Annotated in this window: 19 protein-coding genes and 1 riboswitch; of the genes, 12 read left to right on the forward strand and 7 right to left on the reverse strand. The window is 56.8% G+C overall.

Features of this window, described 5'->3' with window-relative positions; translation table 11 throughout:
- Positions 1-265 precede the first annotated feature (265 nt).
- Both purH and purD read left to right on the forward strand, forming a co-directional pair.
- Positions 266-1,855 carry a bifunctional phosphoribosylaminoimidazolecarboxamide formyltransferase/IMP cyclohydrolase gene (purH, locus tag URZ40_RS17885; RefSeq protein WP_116344065.1) on the forward strand — a complete coding sequence of 530 codons (1,590 nt, stop codon included), beginning with the start codon at positions 266-268 and terminating at the stop codon, positions 1,853-1,855.
- A 15-nt stretch (positions 1,856-1,870) separates the two neighbouring features.
- Positions 1,871-3,163: a phosphoribosylamine--glycine ligase gene (gene purD, locus URZ40_RS17890; RefSeq protein WP_316380455.1), complete on the forward strand. Its 1,293-nt coding sequence runs from the start codon at positions 1,871-1,873 to the stop codon at positions 3,161-3,163.
- Positions 3,164-3,212: 49 nt separating this feature from the next.
- Here purD and URZ40_RS17895 read toward each other — a convergent pair whose 3' ends face one another.
- From URZ40_RS17895 to nudC, 6 genes are all read right to left on the reverse strand, one after another.
- Positions 3,213-3,905 (reverse strand): DUF1481 domain-containing protein, encoded by a 693-nt coding sequence (locus tag URZ40_RS17895; RefSeq protein ID WP_302221391.1) that lies wholly within the window; start codon positions 3,903-3,905, stop codon positions 3,213-3,215.
- 11 nt (positions 3,906-3,916) lie between these two features.
- Positions 3,917-4,189: a nucleoid-associated protein HU-alpha gene (gene hupA / locus URZ40_RS17900; RefSeq protein WP_002445246.1), complete on the reverse strand. Its 273-nt coding sequence runs from the start codon at positions 4,187-4,189 to the stop codon at positions 3,917-3,919.
- 186 nt (positions 4,190-4,375) lie between these two features.
- Entirely contained in the window at positions 4,376-4,966 is a 591-nt protein-coding gene (locus URZ40_RS17905) for a YjaG family protein (RefSeq protein WP_116344068.1), read from the reverse strand.
- 41 nt (positions 4,967-5,007) lie between these two features.
- A complete protein-coding gene (gene nfi / locus URZ40_RS17910; protein WP_023331768.1) occupies positions 5,008-5,679 on the reverse strand; it encodes a deoxyribonuclease V in 672 nt (223 codons plus the stop codon).
- Positions 5,680-5,688: 9 nt separating this feature from the next.
- Entirely contained in the window at positions 5,689-6,753 is a 1,065-nt protein-coding gene (gene hemE, locus URZ40_RS17915; RefSeq protein WP_116344069.1) for a uroporphyrinogen decarboxylase, read from the reverse strand.
- 38 nt (positions 6,754-6,791) lie between these two features.
- A complete protein-coding gene (nudC, locus tag URZ40_RS17920; protein WP_163331135.1) occupies positions 6,792-7,565 on the reverse strand; it encodes an NAD(+) diphosphatase in 774 nt (257 codons plus the stop codon).
- 95 nt (positions 7,566-7,660) lie between these two features.
- On the opposite strand from nudC, the gene URZ40_RS17925 reads away from it, so the two are divergent.
- The 10 genes from URZ40_RS17925 (at position 7,661) to URZ40_RS17970 (ending at position 16,446) form a co-directional block, all read left to right on the forward strand.
- Complete coding sequence (locus tag URZ40_RS17925; protein WP_061096558.1) at positions 7,661-8,158, forward strand: Rsd/AlgQ family anti-sigma factor; 498 nt, start codon at positions 7,661-7,663, stop codon at positions 8,156-8,158.
- A gap of 54 nt (positions 8,159-8,212) precedes the next feature.
- A riboswitch (TPP riboswitch) is annotated at positions 8,213-8,324 on the forward strand.
- A 78-nt stretch (positions 8,325-8,402) separates the two neighbouring features.
- The gene (gene thiC, locus URZ40_RS17930; RefSeq protein ID WP_316380454.1) at positions 8,403-10,298 is read left to right on the forward strand and encodes a phosphomethylpyrimidine synthase ThiC; all 1,896 of its coding nucleotides are present in this window, start codon (positions 8,403-8,405) and stop codon (positions 10,296-10,298) included.
- Complete coding sequence (thiE, locus tag URZ40_RS17935; RefSeq protein ID WP_320720948.1) at positions 10,298-10,933, forward strand: thiamine phosphate synthase; 636 nt, start codon at positions 10,298-10,300, stop codon at positions 10,931-10,933. The genes thiC and thiE overlap by 1 nt, the downstream gene beginning before the upstream one ends.
- Complete coding sequence (locus tag URZ40_RS17940) at positions 10,926-11,681, forward strand: HesA/MoeB/ThiF family protein (protein WP_116344073.1); 756 nt, start codon at positions 10,926-10,928, stop codon at positions 11,679-11,681. The genes thiE and URZ40_RS17940 overlap by 8 nt, the downstream gene beginning before the upstream one ends.
- Complete coding sequence (gene thiS, locus URZ40_RS17945) at positions 11,665-11,865, forward strand: sulfur carrier protein ThiS (protein WP_163331138.1); 201 nt, start codon at positions 11,665-11,667, stop codon at positions 11,863-11,865. Before URZ40_RS17940 ends, thiS begins: the two co-directional genes overlap by 17 nt.
- A gap of 1 nt (position 11,866) precedes the next feature.
- Positions 11,867-12,637: a thiazole synthase gene (gene thiG, locus URZ40_RS17950; RefSeq protein ID WP_316380453.1), complete on the forward strand. Its 771-nt coding sequence runs from the start codon at positions 11,867-11,869 to the stop codon at positions 12,635-12,637.
- Entirely contained in the window at positions 12,634-13,761 is a 1,128-nt protein-coding gene (thiH, locus tag URZ40_RS17955; protein WP_316380452.1) for a 2-iminoacetate synthase ThiH, read from the forward strand. Before thiG ends, thiH begins: the two co-directional genes overlap by 4 nt.
- Before the next feature lie 337 nt (positions 13,762-14,098).
- Positions 14,099-15,640, forward strand: coding sequence for a sensor domain-containing diguanylate cyclase (locus URZ40_RS17960; protein ID WP_163331139.1), 1,542 nt, complete (start codon positions 14,099-14,101; stop codon positions 15,638-15,640).
- Positions 15,641-15,820: 180 nt separating this feature from the next.
- Complete coding sequence (locus URZ40_RS17965; RefSeq protein WP_010425948.1) at positions 15,821-16,129, forward strand: PTS sugar transporter subunit IIB; 309 nt, start codon at positions 15,821-15,823, stop codon at positions 16,127-16,129.
- The gene (locus URZ40_RS17970) at positions 16,129-16,446 is read left to right on the forward strand and encodes a PTS lactose/cellobiose transporter subunit IIA (protein ID WP_316380450.1); all 318 of its coding nucleotides are present in this window, start codon (positions 16,129-16,131) and stop codon (positions 16,444-16,446) included. The genes URZ40_RS17965 and URZ40_RS17970 overlap by 1 nt, the downstream gene beginning before the upstream one ends.
- Before the next feature lie 59 nt (positions 16,447-16,505).
- Here the strand turns inward: URZ40_RS17970 and rpoC are convergent, their stop codons facing one another.
- Positions 16,506-20,729 carry a DNA-directed RNA polymerase subunit beta' gene (gene rpoC / locus URZ40_RS17975; protein WP_116344079.1) on the reverse strand — a complete coding sequence of 1,408 codons (4,224 nt, stop codon included), beginning with the start codon at positions 20,727-20,729 and terminating at the stop codon, positions 16,506-16,508.
- Positions 20,730-20,742: the final 13 nt, after the last annotated feature.

The raw sequence follows: 20,742 nt of genomic DNA on the forward strand, positions 1-20,742 counted from the left end.
TAGGGAGTTCTCCGCAGGCCGCAACCGTTAAATAACAGAAAAATGACTGACTGCTGCATTCCACAGCAAAACCCCGCCTTATACCTTTTTACACACAGACTTATCCACAATGATACGAAAAAGTGAAAATATGCGAGCGTTGCGCAAACGTTTTCGTTAAAATGCTCGCGCTTAATAAGGATGCCCCGTCAGGTGTGTTAGATGAGTTTTTCACTGGAAAATTCATCTAACGCTCTCTGTAATCGTGAAATCCAGGGGATTTACCATGCAACAACGTCGTCCAGTCCGCCGCGCTCTGCTCAGTGTTTCTGATAAAGCCGGTATCGTCGAATTCGCTCAGGCACTTTCCGCACGCGGTGTGGAGCTGCTTTCCACAGGCGGTACCGCTCGCCTGTTAGCAGATAAAGGTCTGCCGGTAACCGAAGTGTCCGATTACACCGGTTTCCCGGAAATGATGGATGGACGCGTCAAAACCCTGCACCCGAAAGTACACGGCGGTATTCTTGGCCGTCGCGGTCAGGACGACGCCATTATGAAACAGCATGACATCGCCCCAATCGACATGGTGGTCGTTAACCTCTACCCGTTTGCCCAAACCGTTGCCCGCGAAGGCTGTTCTCTTGAAGATGCCGTAGAGAATATTGATATCGGCGGCCCGACCATGGTGCGCTCCGCGGCCAAGAACCATAAAGATGTGGCCATCGTGGTGAAGAGCAGCGATTACGAAACCATTATTAATGAGATGGATGCTAACGAAGGGTCGCTCACACTGGAAACGCGTTTCGACCTCGCCATCAAAGCCTTCGAACACACCGCGGCGTACGACAGCATGATCGCCAACTACTTCGGTAGCCTGGTGCCGGCTTACCACGGTGAAAGCAAAGATCCTTCTGGCCGCTTCCCGCGCACCCTGAACCTGAACTTCATTAAGAAGCAGGATATGCGTTACGGTGAGAACAGCCACCAGCAGGCAGCCTTCTATATAGAAGAAGAGGTAAAAGAAGCCTCTGTTGCGACTGCCAGGCAGGTGCAGGGCAAAGCGCTCTCCTATAACAACATTGCCGACACCGACGCCGCGCTGGAGTGCGTGAAAGAATTCAGCGAGCCGGCCTGCGTTATCGTCAAGCATGCGAACCCATGCGGCGTTGCCGTGAGCAACTCTATTCTGGATGCCTACGATCGCGCGTACAAAACCGACCCAACCTCCGCGTTCGGCGGCATTATCGCCTTCAACCGCGAGCTGGATGCTGAAACCGCACAGGCCATCATCTCCCGCCAGTTCGTTGAAGTGATCATCGCGCCGTCCGCATCCGAAGAAGCGCTGAAAATCACCGCGGCGAAACAGAACGTGCGCGTACTGGTTTGCGGCCAGTGGGCAGAACGCGTGCCGGGCCTGGACTTCAAGCGCGTGAATGGCGGTCTGCTGGTTCAGGACCGCGATCTGGGGATGGTGACAGAAGCCGACCTGCGCGTGGTGACTAAACGTCAGCCGAGCGAACAGGAACTGCGTGACGCGCTGTTCTGCTGGAAGGTCGCCAAGTTCGTCAAATCCAACGCCATTGTCTACGCCAAAGAGAACATGACCATCGGGATAGGCGCCGGCCAGATGAGCCGCGTTTACTCCGCGAAAATTGCGGGCATTAAAGCAGGCGATGAAGGTCTGGAAGTGAAAGGCTCCGCCATGGCTTCTGACGCCTTCTTCCCGTTCCGTGACGGTATCGACGCGGCTGCTGCTGTGGGCATCACCTGCGTGATCCAGCCTGGCGGCTCTATCCGCGACGACGAAGTGATTGCCGCCGCCGACGAACACGGCATCGCGATGATCTTCACCGACATGCGTCACTTCCGCCATTAATTCCCGGAGCAGAAAATGAAAGTATTAGTGATTGGTAACGGCGGGCGCGAGCACGCTCTGGCGTGGAAAGCGGCGCAGTCTCCGCTGGTTGATACCGTCTTCGTGGCACCGGGCAACGCCGGTACCGCGCTGGAACCCGCGCTGCAGAACGTGGCTATCGGCGTGACCGATATCCCGGCGCTGCTGAGCTTTGCCCAGAGCGAGAAAATCGACCTGACGATTGTGGGCCCGGAAGCACCGCTGGTAATTGGCGTGGTGGATGCGTTCCGCGCAGCCGGCCTGAAAATCTTCGGCCCAACGGAGGGTGCAGCCCAGCTTGAAGGCTCTAAAGCCTTCACCAAAGATTTTCTCGCGCGTCATAACATTCCGACGGCGGAGTATCAGAACTTCACCGAAGTGGAGCCAGCCCTGGCCTACTTACGTGAAAAAGGCGCGCCGATTGTCATCAAGGCCGACGGTCTGGCCGCCGGGAAAGGCGTTATCGTCGCGATGACCCTCGAGGAAGCCGAAGCCGCTGTTCACGATATGCTGGCCGGCAACGCCTTTGGCGACGCGGGCCACCGCATCGTGATCGAAGAGTTCCTCGACGGTGAAGAGGCGAGTTTTATCGTGATGGTCGACGGCGAGCACGTTCTGCCGATGGCCACCAGCCAGGATCACAAGCGCGTGGGCAACGGCGATACCGGCCCGAATACCGGCGGGATGGGCGCCTACTCCCCTGCTCCGGTAGTGACTGACGAAGTGCACCAGCGCACCATGGACCGCATCATCTGGCCTACCGTGAAAGGGATGGCGGCGGAAGGCAATACCTACACTGGTTTCCTTTACGCTGGTCTGATGATCGACAAGCAGGGCAACCCGAAGGTGATTGAATTCAACTGCCGCTTCGGCGATCCGGAAACACAGCCCATCATGCTGCGCATGAAATCCGATCTGGTGGAACTGTGTCTGGCAGCCTGCGAAGGCAAGCTCGACGAGAAAACCTCAGAGTGGGACGAGCGCGCGTCTCTGGGCGTGGTGATTGCTGCGGGTGGGTATCCGGGTAGCTACAGCACCGGCGATGAAATCCACGGCCTGCCGCTGGAAGAAATTGACGGTGCGAAGGTGTTCCACGCCGGGACGAAGCTGGCTGACGACGATCGCGTCCTCACCAACGGTGGCCGCGTGCTGTGCGCCACCGCGCTGGGCCATACCGTGGCAGAAGCGCAGAAGCGCGCTTATGCGCTGATGGCGGATATTCACTGGGACGGCAGCTTCAGCCGCCAGGATATCGGTTATCGCGCGATTGCGCGTGAGCAGGGCGAGTAATTTCACACCCTCACCCTAACCCTCTCCCTCAAGGGAGAGGGAACTTAAATCAAAAACTTTTCTCTGTCGGCTGCCAGGTGCAGAAGTCTTCGTTCGCCACCAGCAGCAGCTGAGAGCCTTCCGGCGCTTCCAGCCACGCCACACTCACCTCCATTGATGAATGACGCTGACGGCGTTGAATATGTTCGGTCGCCCAGGATTCGAGCTCAGGCTTCACCGTCTGCCCTTCGCAGGTGGTCACCGTCCCATCGGTATGCCAGCGCCCCTGGCGCAGCACAACGCGTCCCAGACGCAGCGCGTCGCTTGTCTGGCGGATTTGTTCGGCACGGTAACGGTAGAGGGCGATTTGATCGCTGGAAAGCTGCTGTTTTTGACCGCCGACTTCACGCTGCATAAAGCTCAGCTCGCCATGGTCATCAAAACGCACTTTCACGTGTTCGGGGGTTTTGCTGTAGACGTTCAGTTCAATCAGCGACAGGTCATCTCCCTGCCAGCGATATTCCGCAGTCGACGTATTGCCGCTATGCCACGGGCTGAAGGCAGAAAGCAGATGCACTTCGCCACCGGAATCTTTGCGCCAGATCCTGACCGCCCCCTGGTTGTCCGCGTAACCGCTGGCGGTAAACGGAGGGAGGGAGGAATCGTGGCTACAGGCTGACAGCAACAGCACGCCTGCCAGCGCGAGCGTTCCACGCCAGAAAGACAAAAGGGGCGTTGCCGCCCCTTCGCTAAAACTGTTCACTGCCACGCGTCTTACTTAACAGCGTCTTTCAGTGCTTTACCAGAAACAAATGCCGGCACGTTAGCTGCGGCGATTTTGATTTCTTTACCGGTCTGCGGGTTGCGGCCAGTACGCTCAGCGCGGTGGTTCACTTTGAAGGTACCGAAACCAACCAGTTGTACAGCATCGCCTTCTTTCAGAGACTCAGTAATAGCAGCCAGGGTAGATTCCAGAGCAGCTTTAGCCTGCACTTTAGACAGATCAGCCTTGTCCGCAATTACATCAATCAGTTGAGTCTTGTTCATAAGTTATCCTTTCAATGTGTTTATCGCTTGCTAAGCATCGAGTGCGACGAAAATGCCAAAAAAGCACTCTCCTGCATACACGCACCGATAGCCACTTTTTTTCGCCCCCCAAATGTAGACCAGACGGGGGGCAGAAGGGAAGAGTCGAGGAGCGACAAAACAGGCGTTAAATCACGTTTTGTTGTCTCATTGGTTAAAAATTATGCCAATATTGCTCTCGCCGGCCTCACGTAAGTCCGCTCGCAGACCTTTGATCAGCTCAATATCGCGTTCTTCACACTCTGCCAGCAGGCGGAAAATTTCCCACTGGATATCCCATTCTTGCTCTACGGCCGGATTGGCACGCAGCTCTTCGTCGGTCATTTCACGACCTGCCTGGGTCATCTCCAGCATGGCGACGGTGGTAATCGAGGCCTTACTGACTTCGATAGCGTGCTCCAGCGTTTCACCGCTCAGACGAGAGTGGAGCAGCTCGCTTAACGCGACGCAGGCATCAATCGCCGGATAAACTCCGTACAGGTCAAAATCATCCGCAACCGGGATCGCCTCTTCCAGCTTTTCCAGCTGAGAGTCGAAGTTCACCTTCGCGTCTTTCACCGTCAGCGTCTCCCAGATTAAATCCAGGATGCGGCGATAAATCTGGCCTTCGCCAAACTCCGTTTGCTTACAGAACGCGGCGTAGTTGGGATACATGCGCTCGCACAGGCAAGCCATAAACGTCACGTGCTGCCAACTTTCCAGCTTCTCAAGGCGCAGATGAATCGGGTTTTGTAGCATGATGAGGTCTCGAATCGAAAATTAGCCGCAGTTTACCTGAATCACGGCTGAATTTCCTGCCAACGAACAAAAGCCGGACGCGAGGAGGCAACGGCGTCCGCCCAGCGCGTCGGCTCAGGTAAACGGTAGCCCTTCATGCAGCGCTGAACCCACGCCAGGGCGCTGTCCATACTGACCCGGTGCCCGGTGGCGATGAACAGCGGGTTACAGCGCGCCTTGCTGCGCCAGACCCACGCCAGCTGCTCGCCTTTATGGATGAGCGGCGCCAGCGCGCCAGGCTCTGGGGAGAGCGGCTCAAACGCCCCACACAGGCGCTTCTTGGCGACGCCGATGGTCGGCACATCCACCAGCAGCCCAAAGTGGCTGGCAACGCCTAAGCGGCGCGGGTGGGAAATACCGTGTCCATCGACAAACAGCAGGTCAGGTTTTTGCGAGAGCTGTTCCCACGCTGCCAGCAGCGCGGGATATTCGCGAAAGGAGAGGAAACCCGGAATGTACGGCATGGTGGTCGCGATACGCGCCACCTTGTACTCCACCAGCTCAAGCGAAGGGTATTTCAGTACGACCATCGCCGCTCGCGTCACTTCCCCACCCTGCTCGAACCCGACGTCCGCTCCACCAATGTACTGCGGAGGATCCTTATCCAGACGATCCTCACGGATCACTGATGAAGCCAGTTCGATTTGCTGAGCGCGTAGCGACGCGAGATCCATAACCTCTCCTTACTTGTGATACTGGGCTGAAAGCCTATGCACCGCCTCCACAAATACGCCTGCGTGTTCTGGCGGCACATCCTGATGGATGCCGTGGCCGAGGTTAAACACGTGGCCTTCACCCTGGCCGAAACCAGACAGTATAGTCGACACTTCTTCTTCAATGCGGGCTGGCGGCGCATAGAGCATGGACGGATCCATATTGCCCTGCAGCGCCACTTTGTCGCCCACGCGACGGCGCGCTTCGGCGATATCGGTGGTCCAGTCGAGGCCCAGCGCGTCGCAGCCGGTTGCCGCCATCGCTTCCAGCCACTGGCCGCCACCTTTGGTGAACAGCGTCACCGGCACGCGGCGGCCTTCGTTTTCACGCAGCAGGCCGTCGACGATTTTGTGCATGTAGTACAGGGAGAACTGCTGATAATCGCGCCCGGTCAGCACGCCGCCCCAGGTATCGAAAATCATCACCGACTGCGCGCCCGCTTTAATCTGCGCGTTCAGATAGAGGGTGACGCTCTTCGCCAGCTTGTCGAGCAGCGCATGCAGGGCCAGCGGCTCGGCGTACATCATCTTTTTAATCATGGTGAAGGCTTTGCTGCTGCCCCCTTCAACCATATAGGTCGCCAGCGTCCACGGGCTGCCGGAGAAGCCAATCAGCGGCACTTCACCTTTCAGCTCACGGCGAATGGTACGTACGGCGTTCATCACGTAGCCCAGCTCGTCTTCCGGATCGGGGATCGGCAGCTTATCCACGTCGGCTTTGCTTTTGATTGGGGAGGTGAAGCGCGGGCCTTCGCCGGTTTCAAAATAGAGCCCAAGGCCCATGGCGTCCGGAATGGTGAGAATGTCCGAAAAGAGAATGGCGGCATCCAGCGGGAAGCGGCGCAGCGGCTGGAGCGTTACTTCACAGGCCAGCTCGGCGTTTTTGCACAGCGACATAAAATCACCCGCCTGCGCGCGCGTGGCTTTGTACTCTGGCAGATAGCGTCCCGCCTGGCGCATCATCCACACCGGGGTGACATCAACGGGCTGGCGCAGCAGCGCACGCAGATAACGATCGTTCTTCAGTTCGGTCATTTTTGCAGTTCCTTAAGCGTCATGGCCTCAGTGTAACACTACTCATACTCGGCCCGACACATCGCCACAGTATCTTCTATCAGCCGACGCGCCACCGTACCCGGTGGGGGTAAAAGAGGCAGATCGTCATAACGATACCAGTTTGCCTCCAGCAGCTCTTTCTGGTCGATAACGATCTCGCCGCTATCATATTCAGCCATAAACGCCGTCATCAGCGACATCGGGAACGGCCACGGCTGCGAGGTGACGTAGCGCAGGTTTTTCACCTTGATTCCGCTCTCTTCCATCACCTCGCGCGCTACCGCCTGCTCCAGCGTTTCGCCCACCTCGACGAACCCGGCGAGGACGGTATGAATGCCGTTGCGATGGCGGGTATGCTGCGCCAGCAGGATGGAATCGTCGCGCCGGATGGCGACGATGATGCACGGTGCGATCTGCGGATAATAACGTTCACGGCAGTGGCCGCAGAGCAGCGCCCACTCGGTTTTGCTTGGGTGCATGGTATGCCCGCAATAGCCGCAGTATTTGTGCGAGCGATAAAACTCCGCCAGCTGCACGCCCCGCCCCGCGAGCTGGAACAGTCCCGCATCCAGATCAAGCACCTGGCGAACGGATCCCATATCCTGACGACGCGCTTGTTGGATCAACCATACGGGCTCACCCTGCCACTCGCCGATCCTGAGCGCAGGCAGGCCCACGAGATCGAACGTTTCTGCCGCACCGTAGGGTATTTCTCCACCGGGCAGCCACAACTTCTGTTCGTGACTGACGATCCACCAACCCAGATCTGATTTTTCAATAATACGATCCATATCTATTGCACTACCTTCGCTTCACTGACATGTTGTTAGCATTGTGGTTACATTTTGGATAAGTAGATCCCATTCTAAACTTTGCGGAGTCGACCATGTTAAACCAGCTAGAAAGCCTGACGGAGCGCGTTGGAGGAAGTAACACACTGGTGGATCGCTGGCTACATGTACGCAAGCATCTCCTCGTGGCGTATTACAATCTGGTCGGTCTTAAGCCTGGCAAAGAATCCTTTATGCGGCTGAACGAAAAAGCGCTGGATGATTTTTGTCAGAGCCTGGTCGACTACCTTTCCGACGGCCATTTCAACATTTATGAACGTATTATCCGCGAAATGGAAGGCACAAATCCCTGTTTAGCGGCCAGCAAACTTTGTCCACTACTGGAAGCCAATACCCAGCAGATTATGGATTACTACGATTCCACGCTCGAGAATGCCATCGATCACGATAATTATCTTGAGTTCCAGCAGGCGCTTTCCGACCTTGGCGAAGCGCTGGAAGAGCGATTCACGCTGGAAGATAAGCTGATCGCCCTCGCCCTGGATAACGGCCTGGACGTCAGCCACGAAGATAACGTCGTGCGCCCGGCTTGAGTTCTTAATCGTTAACGAGTAATTTACAACCATTCGCCCCTCTACGGAGGGGGATTTTTCTTGTCGGAGTGCCCAGCGCCTGAACGCGCGGGCTGAGACCGTTAATTCGGGATCCGCGGAACCTGATCAGGCTAATACCTGCGAAGGGAACAAGAGTTACACTGCTGTTGAATCGCCCCTGGGCGATCTTCTCTTGCTTCATCCGTCGTCTGACAAGCCATGTCCTTCACTTTTGGAATGAGCTATGTCTATCGCTAAATTGACCCGTCGCGAACAGCGCGAACACGCCCAACGCTTCATCGATACCCTGGAAGGGACCGCCTTCCCAAACTCGAAACGTATCTACATCACCGGCTCGCAGGCCGATATCCGCGTGCCGATGCGTGAAATCCAGCTTAGCCCGACGCTTATTGGCGGCAGCAAAGAGAACCCGCAGTACGAAGACAACGAAGCCGTGCCGGTGTATGACACCTCAGGCCCGTACGGCGATCCTGATGTTGCCATCAACGTCCAACAGGGCCTGGCAAAGCTACGCCAGCCGTGGATTGACGCGCGTAACGACTGCGAAGAGCTGAGCGTGCGCAGCTCTGCGTATACCAAAGAACGTCTGGCCGACGACGGTCTGGACGAGCTGCGCTTTACCGGCCTGCTGACGCCAAAACGCGCCAGAGCGGGCAAATGCGTGACCCAGTTGCACTACGCGCGCCAAGGGATCGTCACGCCGGAGATGGAGTTCATCGCCATCCGTGAAAACATGGGTCGCGAGCGCATCCGCAGCGAAGTGCTACGCCACCAGCATCCGGGCGAAGGCTTTGGCGCTCGCCTGCCGGAAAACATCACCCCGGAGTTTGTGCGTGACGAAGTGGCCGCCGGCCGCGCCATTATCCCCGCCAACATTAACCATCCGGAATCCGAGCCGATGATTATTGGCCGCAATTTCCTGGTGAAGGTCAATGCCAACATCGGCAACTCGGCGGTGACGTCATCCATCGAAGAAGAGGTGGAAAAGCTGGTCTGGTCAACGCGCTGGGGCGCGGATACGGTAATGGATCTTTCTACTGGCCGCTACATCCACGAAACCCGCGAATGGATCCTGCGTAACAGCCCGGTGCCGATCGGTACCGTCCCGATTTATCAGGCGCTGGAGAAGGTCAACGGCATCGCCGAAAACCTCACCTGGGAAGCGTTCCGCGACACGCTGCTGGAGCAGGCGGAACAGGGTGTGGACTACTTCACCATTCACGCAGGCGTGCTGCTGCGCTATGTGCCGATGACGGCGAAGCGTCTGACCGGCATCGTCTCGCGCGGCGGTTCCATTATGGCGAAGTGGTGCCTGTCCCATCATCAGGAAAACTTCCTCTACGAGCACTTCCGCGAGATCTGCGAAATCTGCGCCGCCTATGACGTCTCGCTGTCGCTGGGCGACGGCCTGCGTCCGGGCTCAATTCGCGACGCCAACGACGAAGCGCAGTTTGCCGAGCTGCACACGCTGGGCGAACTGACCAAAATCGCCTGGGAGTATGACGTGCAGGTAATGATTGAAGGCCCGGGCCACGTGCCGATGCAGATGATCCGCCGCAACATGACCGAGGAGCTGGAACACTGCCACGAAGCGCCGTTCTACACCCTGGGGCCATTGACGACCGATATTGCGCCGGGCTATGACCACTTCACGTCAGGCATTGGGGCGGCAATGATCGGCTGGTTCGGCTGCGCCATGCTCTGCTACGTGACGCCGAAAGAGCACCTCGGCCTGCCTAACAAAGAGGACGTGAAGCAGGGGCTGATTACCTACAAGATTGCCGCCCACGCGGCGGATCTGGCGAAAGGCCACCCGGGTGCGCAAATCCGCGACAACGCCATGTCCAAAGCGCGCTTTGAATTCCGCTGGGAAGACCAGTTTAACCTGGCGCTCGATCCCTTCACCGCCCGCGCCTACCACGATGAAACCCTGCCGCAGGAATCGGGTAAGGTGGCGCACTTCTGCTCCATGTGCGGGCCGAAGTTCTGCTCGATGAAAATTAGCCAGGAGGTGCGCGACTACGCCGCCGCGCAGACCATTGAAGTCGGCATGGCGGACATGTCAGAAAACTTCCGCACGAAAGGCGGCGAAATCTACCTCAAAAAAGAGGAGGCGTAATGTACCAGCCTGATTTCCCCTCCGTGCCCTTCCGTTTAGGGCTCTATCCGGTGGTGGACAGCGTGGAGTGGATCGAACGCCTGCTTGAGGCCGGCGTTCGCACCCTCCAGCTGCGCATCAAGGATAAGCGCGATGAAGAGGTAGAGGCCGATGTGGTCGCCGCCATCGCGCTGGGACGCCGTTACGACGCGCGTCTGTTTATCAACGATTACTGGCGACTGGCGATTAAGCACCAGGCGTATGGTGTCCATTTGGGTCAGGAGGACCTGGAAACCACCGATTTGAACGCCATCCGCCAGGCTGGCCTGCGCCTTGGCGTTTCAACACACGATGACATGGAGATCGACGTGGCGCTGACGGCCCGCCCCTCTTACATCGCGCTGGGTCACGTCTTCCCGACGCAAACCAAGCAGATGCCCTCGGCGCCGCAGGGGCTGACGCAGCTGGCGAGTCACGTTAAGCGCCTTGCCGATTACCCGACCGTCGCCATTGGCGGAATCAGCCTTGAACGCGCCCCGGCAGTGCTGGAGACCGGCGTCGGCAGTATCGCCGTCGTCAGCGCCATCACCCAGGCCGCAGACTGGCGGTCCGCCACCGAACAGCTTTTACAGCTGGCAGGAGCTGGCAATGAATGACCGCGATTTTATGCGCTACAGCCGTCAGATCCTGCTGGAAGATATCGCCATCGACGGGCAGCAAAAGCTGCTCGCCAGCCGGGTGCTGATTGTTGGCCTGGGAGGATTAGGCGCGCCCGCCGCGCTCTATCTGGCCGGTGCGGGCGTGGGCACGCTGGTGCTGGCCGATGACGACGAAGTGCACCTCAGCAACCTGCAGCGGCAAATCCTCTTCACGACAGACGATGTCAACCAGCCTAAAGCGCAAGTTACGCGCCAGAGGCTGAATCAGCTCAACCCCGATATCGAACTGATTGCACTTCAGACGCGGCTGAGCGGTGAACATTTGCAGCGTGAAGTCGCCCTTGCCGACGCGGTGCTGGACTGCACCGATAATATGGCGACGCGTCAGGCCATCAACGCCGCCTGCGTGGCAGAGAATACGCCGCTGATCACCGCCAGCGCGGTGGGGTTCGGCGGGCAGATGATGGTCCTGACGCCGCCGTGGGCGCAGGGCTGCTACCGTTGCCTGTGGCCGGACGATGCCGAGCCAGCGCGCAACTGCCGCACGGCGGGTGTGCTTGGTCCGGTGGTGGGCGTGATGGGCACGCTGCAGGCGCTGGAGGCCATCAAGCTGCTCAGCGGCATGGAGACGGAGCGCAACACGCTGCGCCTGTTCGACGCCCGCTCCAGCGGCTGGCGCCATCTGGCGCTACACCGCGCCAGCCGCTGCCCGGTATGCGGAGGCCGCGATGCGCATTCTGTTTAACGATGAGCCGATGAGCTGCGACGACGGGCTTACCGTTGCCGTACTGCTCGATAAATTACGCCAGCTTAAGCCGGGAACGGCGCTGGCGCTCAATCAACAGATCCTGCCGCGCGAGCAGTGGGAACATCAGCAGGTCAATGAAGGCGACCAGATCCTGCTGTTTCAGGTTATCGCAGGGGGCTGACATGTTACGTATTGCCGATAAAGTCTTTGATTCGCATCTGTTTACCGGAACCGGAAAATTCGCCTCGCCACAGCTGATGGTGGATGCCATTCGCGAAAGCGGCAGCCAGCTGGTGACGCTGGCGCTTAAGCGCGTGGATCTGCGTCATCACAGCGATGCCATTCTTGCACCGTTGCTTGAAGCCGGCGTCACGCTGCTGCCTAACACCTCCGGCGCCAAAACGGCCGAAGAGGCGATTTTCGCCGCACAGCTGGCGCGGGAAGCGCTCGGCACCCGCTGGCTGAAGCTGGAAATTCACCCGGATGCCCGCTGGCTGCTGCCCGACCCGATCGAGACGCTGAAAGCGGCAGAAAAGCTGGTGCAGCAGGGGTTTACCGTTCTGCCTTACTGCGGCGCGGATCCCGTGTTGTGTAAGCGTCTGGAAGAGGTCGGCTGCGCCGCCGTCATGCCCCTGGGCGCCCCCATTGGCTCCAATCAGGGGCTGGAAACCCGCGCAATGCTGGAGATCATCATCGAGCAGGCGACCGTGCCGGTGGTGGTGGATGCGGGCATCGGCGTTCCCAGCCACGCCGCGCAGGCGCTGGAGATGGGTGCCGACGCGGTGCTGGTGAATACCGCGATTGCGGTAGCTGACGATCCGGTGATGATGGCGCGCGCGTTCCGTCTTGCCGTGGAGGCTGGCGTGCTGGCCAGAGAATCAGGTCCCGGCTCACGCAGTTTCCAGGCACAGGCTACCAGCCCGCTGACCGGTTTTCTGGAGGCGATCTCATGAGCACGTTTACCGAGCGCTGGCGCGAGCTTAACTGGGACGACATTGCCCTGCGCATCAACAGCAAAACGGCGGCTGACGTGGAACGCGCGCTGAATGCCCGTCATTTGACCCGTGAGGATCTGATGGCCCTGCTCTCTCCGGCAGCCAGCGCCTACCTTGAACCGATGGCACAGCGCGCTCAGCGCCTCACCCGGCAACGGTTTGGCAACACGGTAAGCTTCTACGTCCCGCTCTATCTCTCGAACCTGTGCGCCAACGACTGTACCTACTGTGGTTTCTCCATGAGCAACCGCATCAAGCGGAAAACGCTCGATGAAGAGGAGATCGCACGCGAGTGTGCCGCCATTCGTGAAATGGGGTTTGAGCATCTTCTGCTGGTTACGGGCGAGCATCAGGGGAAAGTGGGAATGGACTACTTCCGTCAGCATCTTCCGGCGATACGTCGGGAGTTTGCGTCGTTGCAGATGGAGGTTCAGCCCCTGTCGCAGGACGAGTATGCAGAGTTAAAAACGCTCGGGCTGGATGGGGTCATGGTCTATCAGGAAACTTACCACGAGACGACGTACGCCCGGCATCACCTGAAGGGGAAGAAGCAGGATTTCTTCTTCCGGCTGGAAACGCCGGACAGGCTGGGCCGTGCCGGGATCGACAAAATCGGGCTGGGTGCGCTAATTGGGCTTTCAGACAGCTGGCGGGTTGATTGCTACATGGTGGCAGAACATCTGCTGTGGCTGCAGCAACACTACTGGCAAACCCGATACTCCATCTCCTTCCCGCGCCTGCGCCCCTGCGCAGGAGGCATTGAACCGGCTTCGCTGATGGATGAACGCCAGCTGGTGCAGACCATCTGCGCGTTTCGCCTGCTCGCCCCGGAAGTAGAATTATCGCTCTCAACACGTGAGTCCCCGGCGTTTCGCGATCGCGTCATTCCCCTTGCGATTAACAACGTCAGCGCGTTTTCCAAAACGCAGCCGGGCGGTTATGCAGACGACCATCCGGAGCTGGAGCAGTTTGCACCGCATGACGGACGGCGTCCAGAAGCCGTTGCCGCCGCCCTGACGACACAGGGTCTGCAGCCTGTCTGGAAAGACTGGGACAGCTGGCTGGGAAGAGCCTCGCAATGACGATGAAACGCACTGCAACACGGTAAAAAATTGTCGAGGCGCTACGGAAAGGCAAAACCGGATGATTGTCAGCGATCGTCCGGTTTTTTATTGTCATCAGGTCAGCAACGGACGCTGACCAGGGCGAAAAGCTTCTTCCTCGTTTCGCCCTGCCTCAGACTCCGTGTATAAGATGGGCGACATGGCATGAATAAGGTATTTCTTAGTGATTCTTAAGATAAATCATCTCGTCTGAAATTGGGTTCCGTATAATTCACCGCTAACCGCAGGACAGCGACTATGCTGAGAGGATATCGGCAGACGAAAAGTATTCACCATCAGGATCGATGTACAACTCATGGCACTTCACAGCAAAAAGCTCTCTTTTACCCGGCCAATCATGCTTAGCTTCGCGGGGATCCTGTGCAGTTTTGCGCTGATCGCAGTCGTGGTCACGCTTTCGCAACAAAAGGATTTTCTTGAGGACTATCATAAGATTAATGGGAATTTCACCCATAACCTTGCGGTGAACTACACCGAGTCTATCCTGCGTGAAAATGACTATATTCTGGGACGCTCCGCCATCTACTTTGCGCGCGACGACAAGCTAAACGAGACCCTCAACCTTAACCCGACGCAAGGTCTGCAGATGATGATGCATTTGCAGAATCTGATGCCGACCGTATCATCCATCTCGCTGGCAGACACGCAGGGACATTATCTGCGCGCGCCGGAAGTGCTCCCCACGGAAAAGAGCAAAACTTTCGATCCCCGGACGCGGCCGTGGTTTGTCGCCCAGGCTGAAGCCAGTATCTTTAGCCACTATACCCGCCCCTATATGGATTACTTCACCGGCCACCCGACGGTAACCGTCTATAAGCCGTTAATTTCACCAGAAGGCCGCCTTAAGGGCACGCTCGCGTTTCATCTTGATTTGACGTCAATGGGCTACACCCTGCGCCAGATGGTCGCCCCTGTTCAGGGGGAATTCTTCGTCGTCGAACGTGATGGCGCCGTTGTGCTGCACCCTGATACTGGCGCGCTCTTCAAACAGTATGTGAGCGAAGCGCTGATGGACAAAATGACCAGCGGCGAAGGCCATCTCTACGACAAGAAAACCAACGCCTGGTATTACTACTACTCTTTCACAAATCCGGACTGGTTTGTTATCTACCGGGTCTCTGGCGCAACGCTTACCGATATTACCCGCCACGAAACGACGATCGTAGGCTGGGGTTTCGCGCTGGCGGCCATCATTATCATTCTCTTCGGCCTCTATCTGCGCCATGCCTCACGTACCGTGCTGATGACCATTATCAACGCGATCAAAACGGGCGATGTCAGCCAGGCACCGCGTCTGGAAGCGATGCTGAGCCACACCATCCAGTCCAATAAAGAGCGTGAGATGGCATATGTCCGCCAGGCCACTCACGATGCGCTGACGGGCTGCAAAAACCGCCGTGCGTTCGATAGCGATGTAGAGGAATTATTAAGCGCCCACCAGCCTTTCGCGATGGCGCTGGTTGATATTGATAACTTCAAGTCAATTAACGACACGTGGGGACATCTGAGCGGTGATATCGTCCTGCGTAACGTGGCGCGTGAGGGGATCCAGATAATGCAGCCCCATAACGTCTCGGTCTACCGCTACGGTGGCGAAGAGTTCGCGGTGATCTTCCAGGCCGAGCAGATCGCTGCCGCATTCTCATTGCTTGATGCATGGCGCACCGCCGTTGAAAGGCGCGCCTGGCGGGAAGAAAACCTGCACGTCACGTTCAGTGCGGGTCTCGGTGAATGGCACTTCGAACCGCTGGAACAATTTGTCGAAAGCGTTGATAGCGCCCTCTACAGCGCGAAACGGCAGGGTAAAAACCGCATTATCCGAACAGCCATCAGCTAATCCCCCACCTCACAGCCCGCCCGTTCCCCACGGGTGAGGTTGACGGTCATACAAATTGTAACCGGTTTCAGAAATTCGCCGGTTTCTTTGTGATGCCTGACACACAATCGTGGTAAAGCGGTTGTTGAAGCCCTCTGTGCGAGATAATTATCAATAAACACATGTAGATCGAGGCTGATTATGAAGAACATCGTTTTATGCTGTGCAGCGGGAATGTCAACCAGCATGCTGGTTCAACGTATGAAAGACGCCGCGCAGAAAAAAGGGGTTGAAGTCACCATTAAAGCCGTTCCGGTTGCGGAGTTTAAAGACAACATCGCGACGGCCGACATCGTATTGCTGGGGCCACAGGTTAAATACGAGCAGGCTAAACTGCAGGCGCAGGCCGACCCGCTGGGCAAAAAGGTCGCGGTGATCGACATGATGGATTACGGCATGATGAAAGGCGATGCCGTACTGGAAAAAGCACTCAAGCTGCTGGAGTCATAATGGACGACTTAGAAACCACGATCATGGAACTGCTGGTCAATGCAGGTGCGGCACGCAGCGCGGCCCTGATGGCCCTGCAGATGGCGCGTAAAGGTGAGTTTGACGAAGCTGAGAAAGCGATGGAAGAGTCGCGCGAATATGTGAAGCACGCGCATATGATCCAAACGCAGCTTATCGGCCTTGACGAAGGGACCGGGAAACTGCCGGTTAACCTGATCACCGTTCATTCTCAGGACCACCTGATGAACGCGATGGTTATTCAGGATCTGGCGGGCGATATGATTGAGCTTTATCGACGCATCCCGCTAGTGAATTGAAGACATGCAGATATAAAAAAAACCCGCCGAGGCGGGTTTTTTATTTACGGCATCAACGATTACTCGTTGTCGGAACCGCCCAGACCTGCGTTCAGCAGTTCTGCAAGGCTCGCGGAGGCATCTTCAGCAGTAACCTGCGGTGCAGCTGGCAGTTCGCCCGCTGCGCGACGACGCATACGATCCTGGTGGTACGCATAACCGGTACCGGCCGGGATCAGACGACCCACGATGACGTTCTCTTTCAGACCGCGCAGTTCATCACGTTTACCTGCAACAGCGGCTTCGGTCAGGACACGAGTCGTCTCCTGGAACGATGCTGCAGAGATGAAGGACTCGGTTGCCAGAGACGCTTTGGTGATACCCAGCAGATCGCGTGCGAAGGTCGCACCGATTTTGCCATTCGCTTCGAGATCGCGGTTAGCGATCTTAACGCGTGAGTATTCAACCTGCTCGCCTTCCAGGAAGTCGGAGCTGCCCGCGTTTTCGATGGTTGCTTTACGCAGCATCTGACGAACGATAACTTCGATGTGCTTATCGTTAATCTTAACGCCCTGCAGGCGGTATACGTCCTGTACTTCGTTAACAATGTAACGAGTAACAGCATGCACACCACGAAGACGCAGGATGTCGTGCGGCGCTTCTGGACCGTCGGAAACCACGTCACCACGTTCTACACGTTCGCCTTCGAACACGTTGAGCTGACGCCACTTAGGAATCATCTCTTCGTACGGCTCGCTGCCATCTACTGGCGTGATAACCAGACGGCGCTTGCCTTTGGTCTCTTTACCGAAGGAGATGATGCCGCTGATTTCAGCCAGGATTGCAGGCTCTTTCGGACGACGTGCTTCGAACAGGTCCGCAACGCGTGGCAGACCACCGGTGATGTCCTTGGTACCGCCGGATTCCTGAGGAATACGCGCCAGGGTGTCACCAGAGCTGATCTGTACGCCATCTTCCAGCTGTACAATCGCTTTACCCGGCAGGAAGTACTGCGCAGGCATATCGGTACCCGGGATCAGAACGTCGTTACCCTGAGCATCAACGATTTTCAGCGCAGGACGCAGATCTTTACCACCGGTAGTACGTTCTGCAGAATCCAGAACCACCAGAGAAGACAGACCGGTCAGCTCGTCGGTCTGACGAGTAATGGTCTGGCCGTCGATCATGTCAGTAAAGCGGATGAAACCACTTACTTCGGTGATAACCGGCATGGTGTGTGGATCCCAGTTTGCAACGGTTTCACCGCCGGCAACCTGCTCGCCATCACCTTTCGCCATAACAGCACCGTAAGGCACTTTATAGCTCTCTTTGGTACGACCGAATTCGTCGATCAGCTTCAGCTCGGTGTTACGAGAAGTGATAACCAGTTTACCGCTGGAGTTCACAACCGATTTCGCGTTGCTGAGCTTGATGCTACCTTTGTTTTTCACCTGGATGCTGGATTCAGCAGCCGCACGAGATGCCGCACCACCGATGTGGAACGTACGCATCGTCAGCTGTGTACCCGGCTCACCGATGGACTGTGCCGCGATAACGCCGATGGCTTCACCTTTGTTGATGATGTGGCCACGCGCCAGGTCACGACCGTAGCAGTGCGCACATACACCAAAGTCGGTGTCACAGGATACAACGGAACGCACTTTCACGGAGTCAACAGAGTTCGCTTCCAGCAGGTCACACCACTGTTCGTGCAGCAGCGTGTTGCGTGGAACCAGAATGTCTGCGGTGCCCGGCTTCAGGATGTCTTCCGCGGTTACACGACCCAGTACGCGATCGCGCAGCGGCTCTTTAACATCACCACCCTCGATAACCGGGGTCATGGTGATACCTTCGAGGGTGCCACAATCGTCTTCGGTCACAACCAGATCCTGCGCAACGTCAACCAGACGACGCGTCAGATAACCGGAGTTCGCTGTTTTCAGTGCGGTATCCGCCAGACCTTTACGCGCACCGTGCGTGGAGATGAAGTACTGGAGTACGTTCAGACCTTCACGGAAGTTCGCGGTGATTGGCGTTTCGATGATGGAGCCATCCGGCTTCGCCATCAGACCACGCATACCTGCCAGCTGACGAATCTGTGCTGCGGAACCACGCGCACCGGAGTCGGCCATCATGTAGATGCTGTTGAAGGAAACCTGCTGCTCTTCTACGCCGTCACGGTTAATCACGGTTTCGGTTTGCAGGTTATCCATCATCGCTTTGGATACACGATCGTTCGCCGCAGCCCAGATATCGATAACTTTGTTGTAACGTTCGCCCGCGGTGACCAGACCAGACTGGAACTGCTCCTGGATTTCCGCAACTTCAGCTTCCGCTTCAGAGATGATCTCGTGTTTCTTCTCTGGGATGACCATGTCATCGATACCAACAGATGCACCTGAACGCGCTGCATAAGCAAAGCCGGTATACATTGTCTGGTCAGCGAAGATAACGGTCGGCTTCAGACCCAGAATGCGGTAACAGGTGTTCAGCATTTTGGAGATCGCTTTCTTACCCAGCGCCTGGTTGACGATGGAGAAAGGCAGACCTTTCGGTACGATCATCCACAGAATGGCACGGCCAACGGTCGTGTCTTTCAGGCTGGTTTTCGCAACGAATTCGCCGTTTGCATCTTTTTCGTATTCGGTGATACGCACTTTAACGCGCGCATGCAGAGAGGCCAGGCCAGCGCGATAAATACGCTCAGCTTCTTTCGGGCCAGTCAGCACCATGCCTTCGCCTTTGGCGTTAACACAGTCACGGGTCATGTAGTACAGACCCAATACAACGTCCTGAGAAGGAACGATGATTGGCTCACCGTTCGCTGGAGACAGGATGTTGTTGGTAGACATCATCAGCGCACGCGCTTCGAGCTGGGCTTCCAGCGTCAGCGGTACGTGAACAGCCATCTGGTCACCATCGAAGTCGGCGTTATAAGCCGCACAGACCAGCGGGTGCAGCTGGATAGCTTTACCTTCGATCAGAACTGGCTCAAATGCCTGGATACCCAGACGGTGCAGTGTTGGTGCACGGTTCAGCAGTACCGGGTGTTCGCGGATCACTTCGTCCAGGATATCCCAAACGACAGCTTCTTCACGCTCAACCATTTTCTTAGCGGCTTTGATGGTGGTGGCGAGTCCTCGCAGCTCCAGCTTGCCGTAGATGAACGGTTTGAACAGCTCCAGTGCCATTTTCTTCGGCAGACCGCACTGATGCAGACGCAGGTATGGACCTACGGTGATTACAGAACGACCGGAGTAGTCAACACGCTTACCGAGCAGGTTCTGACGGAAACGACCCTGTTTACCTTTGATCATGTCGGCCAAAGATTTCAGAGGACGTTTGTTAGAACCGGTGATCGCACGACCACGACGACCGTTATCCAGCAGGGCATCTACCGCTTCCTGCAGCATACGTTTTTCGTTGCGTACGATGATATCCGGCGCAGCCAGATCCAGCAGACGTTTCAGACGGTTGTTACGGTTGATCACGCGACGATACAGATCGTTCAGATCGGACGTTGCGAAACGACCACCATCCAGCGGAACCAGCGGACGCAGATCTGGCGGCAGAACCGGCAGAACGGTCAGGATCATCCACTCTGGTTTGTTACCAGACTGAACGAACGCTTCCAGCAGTTTGATACGCTTGGTCAGCTTTTTACGCTTGGTTTCGGAGTTGGTTTCGTTCAGCTCTTCACGCAGCTGCTCGCACTCTTGCTCCAGATCCATGCTCTTCAGCAGGGCCTGAATAGCTTCCGCACCCATCTTCGCGTCGAATTCGTCACCGAACTCTTCCAGCGCGTCCAGATACTGCTCTTCAGTCAGGATCTGGTGACGTTCCAGGTTCGTCATCCCGCCTTCGATAACCACATAAGATTCGAAGTACAGTACACGTTCGATATCGCGCAGCGGCATATCCAGCAGCAGGCCGATACGGGACGGCAGAGATTTCAGGAACCAGATGTGAGCAGTCGGAGACGCCAGCTCGATGTGGCCCATACGCTCACGGCGTACTTTGGTCTGGGTCACTTCAACGCCGCACTTCTCACAGATCACACCACGGTGTTTCAGGCGCTTGTACTTACCGCACAGGCACTCGTAATCTTTTACTGGCCCGAAAATACGTGCACAGAAAAGGCCGTCACGCTCAGGTTTGAACGTACGGTAGTTGATGGTTTCCGGCTTTTTAACTTCACCGAAAGACCATGAACGGATCATGTCTGGCGAAGCCAGAGCAATTTTGATCGCATCAAACTCTTCGGTTTTAGTTTGCGCTTTCAGAAACTTTAATAAGTCTTTCACGGATTTGCTCCCG

Origin of the sequence: Enterobacter sp. 296B2 (genome assembly GCF_034106185.1) — a bacterium.
Classification (GTDB): domain Bacteria; phylum Pseudomonadota; class Gammaproteobacteria; order Enterobacterales; family Enterobacteriaceae; genus Enterobacter; species Enterobacter cloacae_N.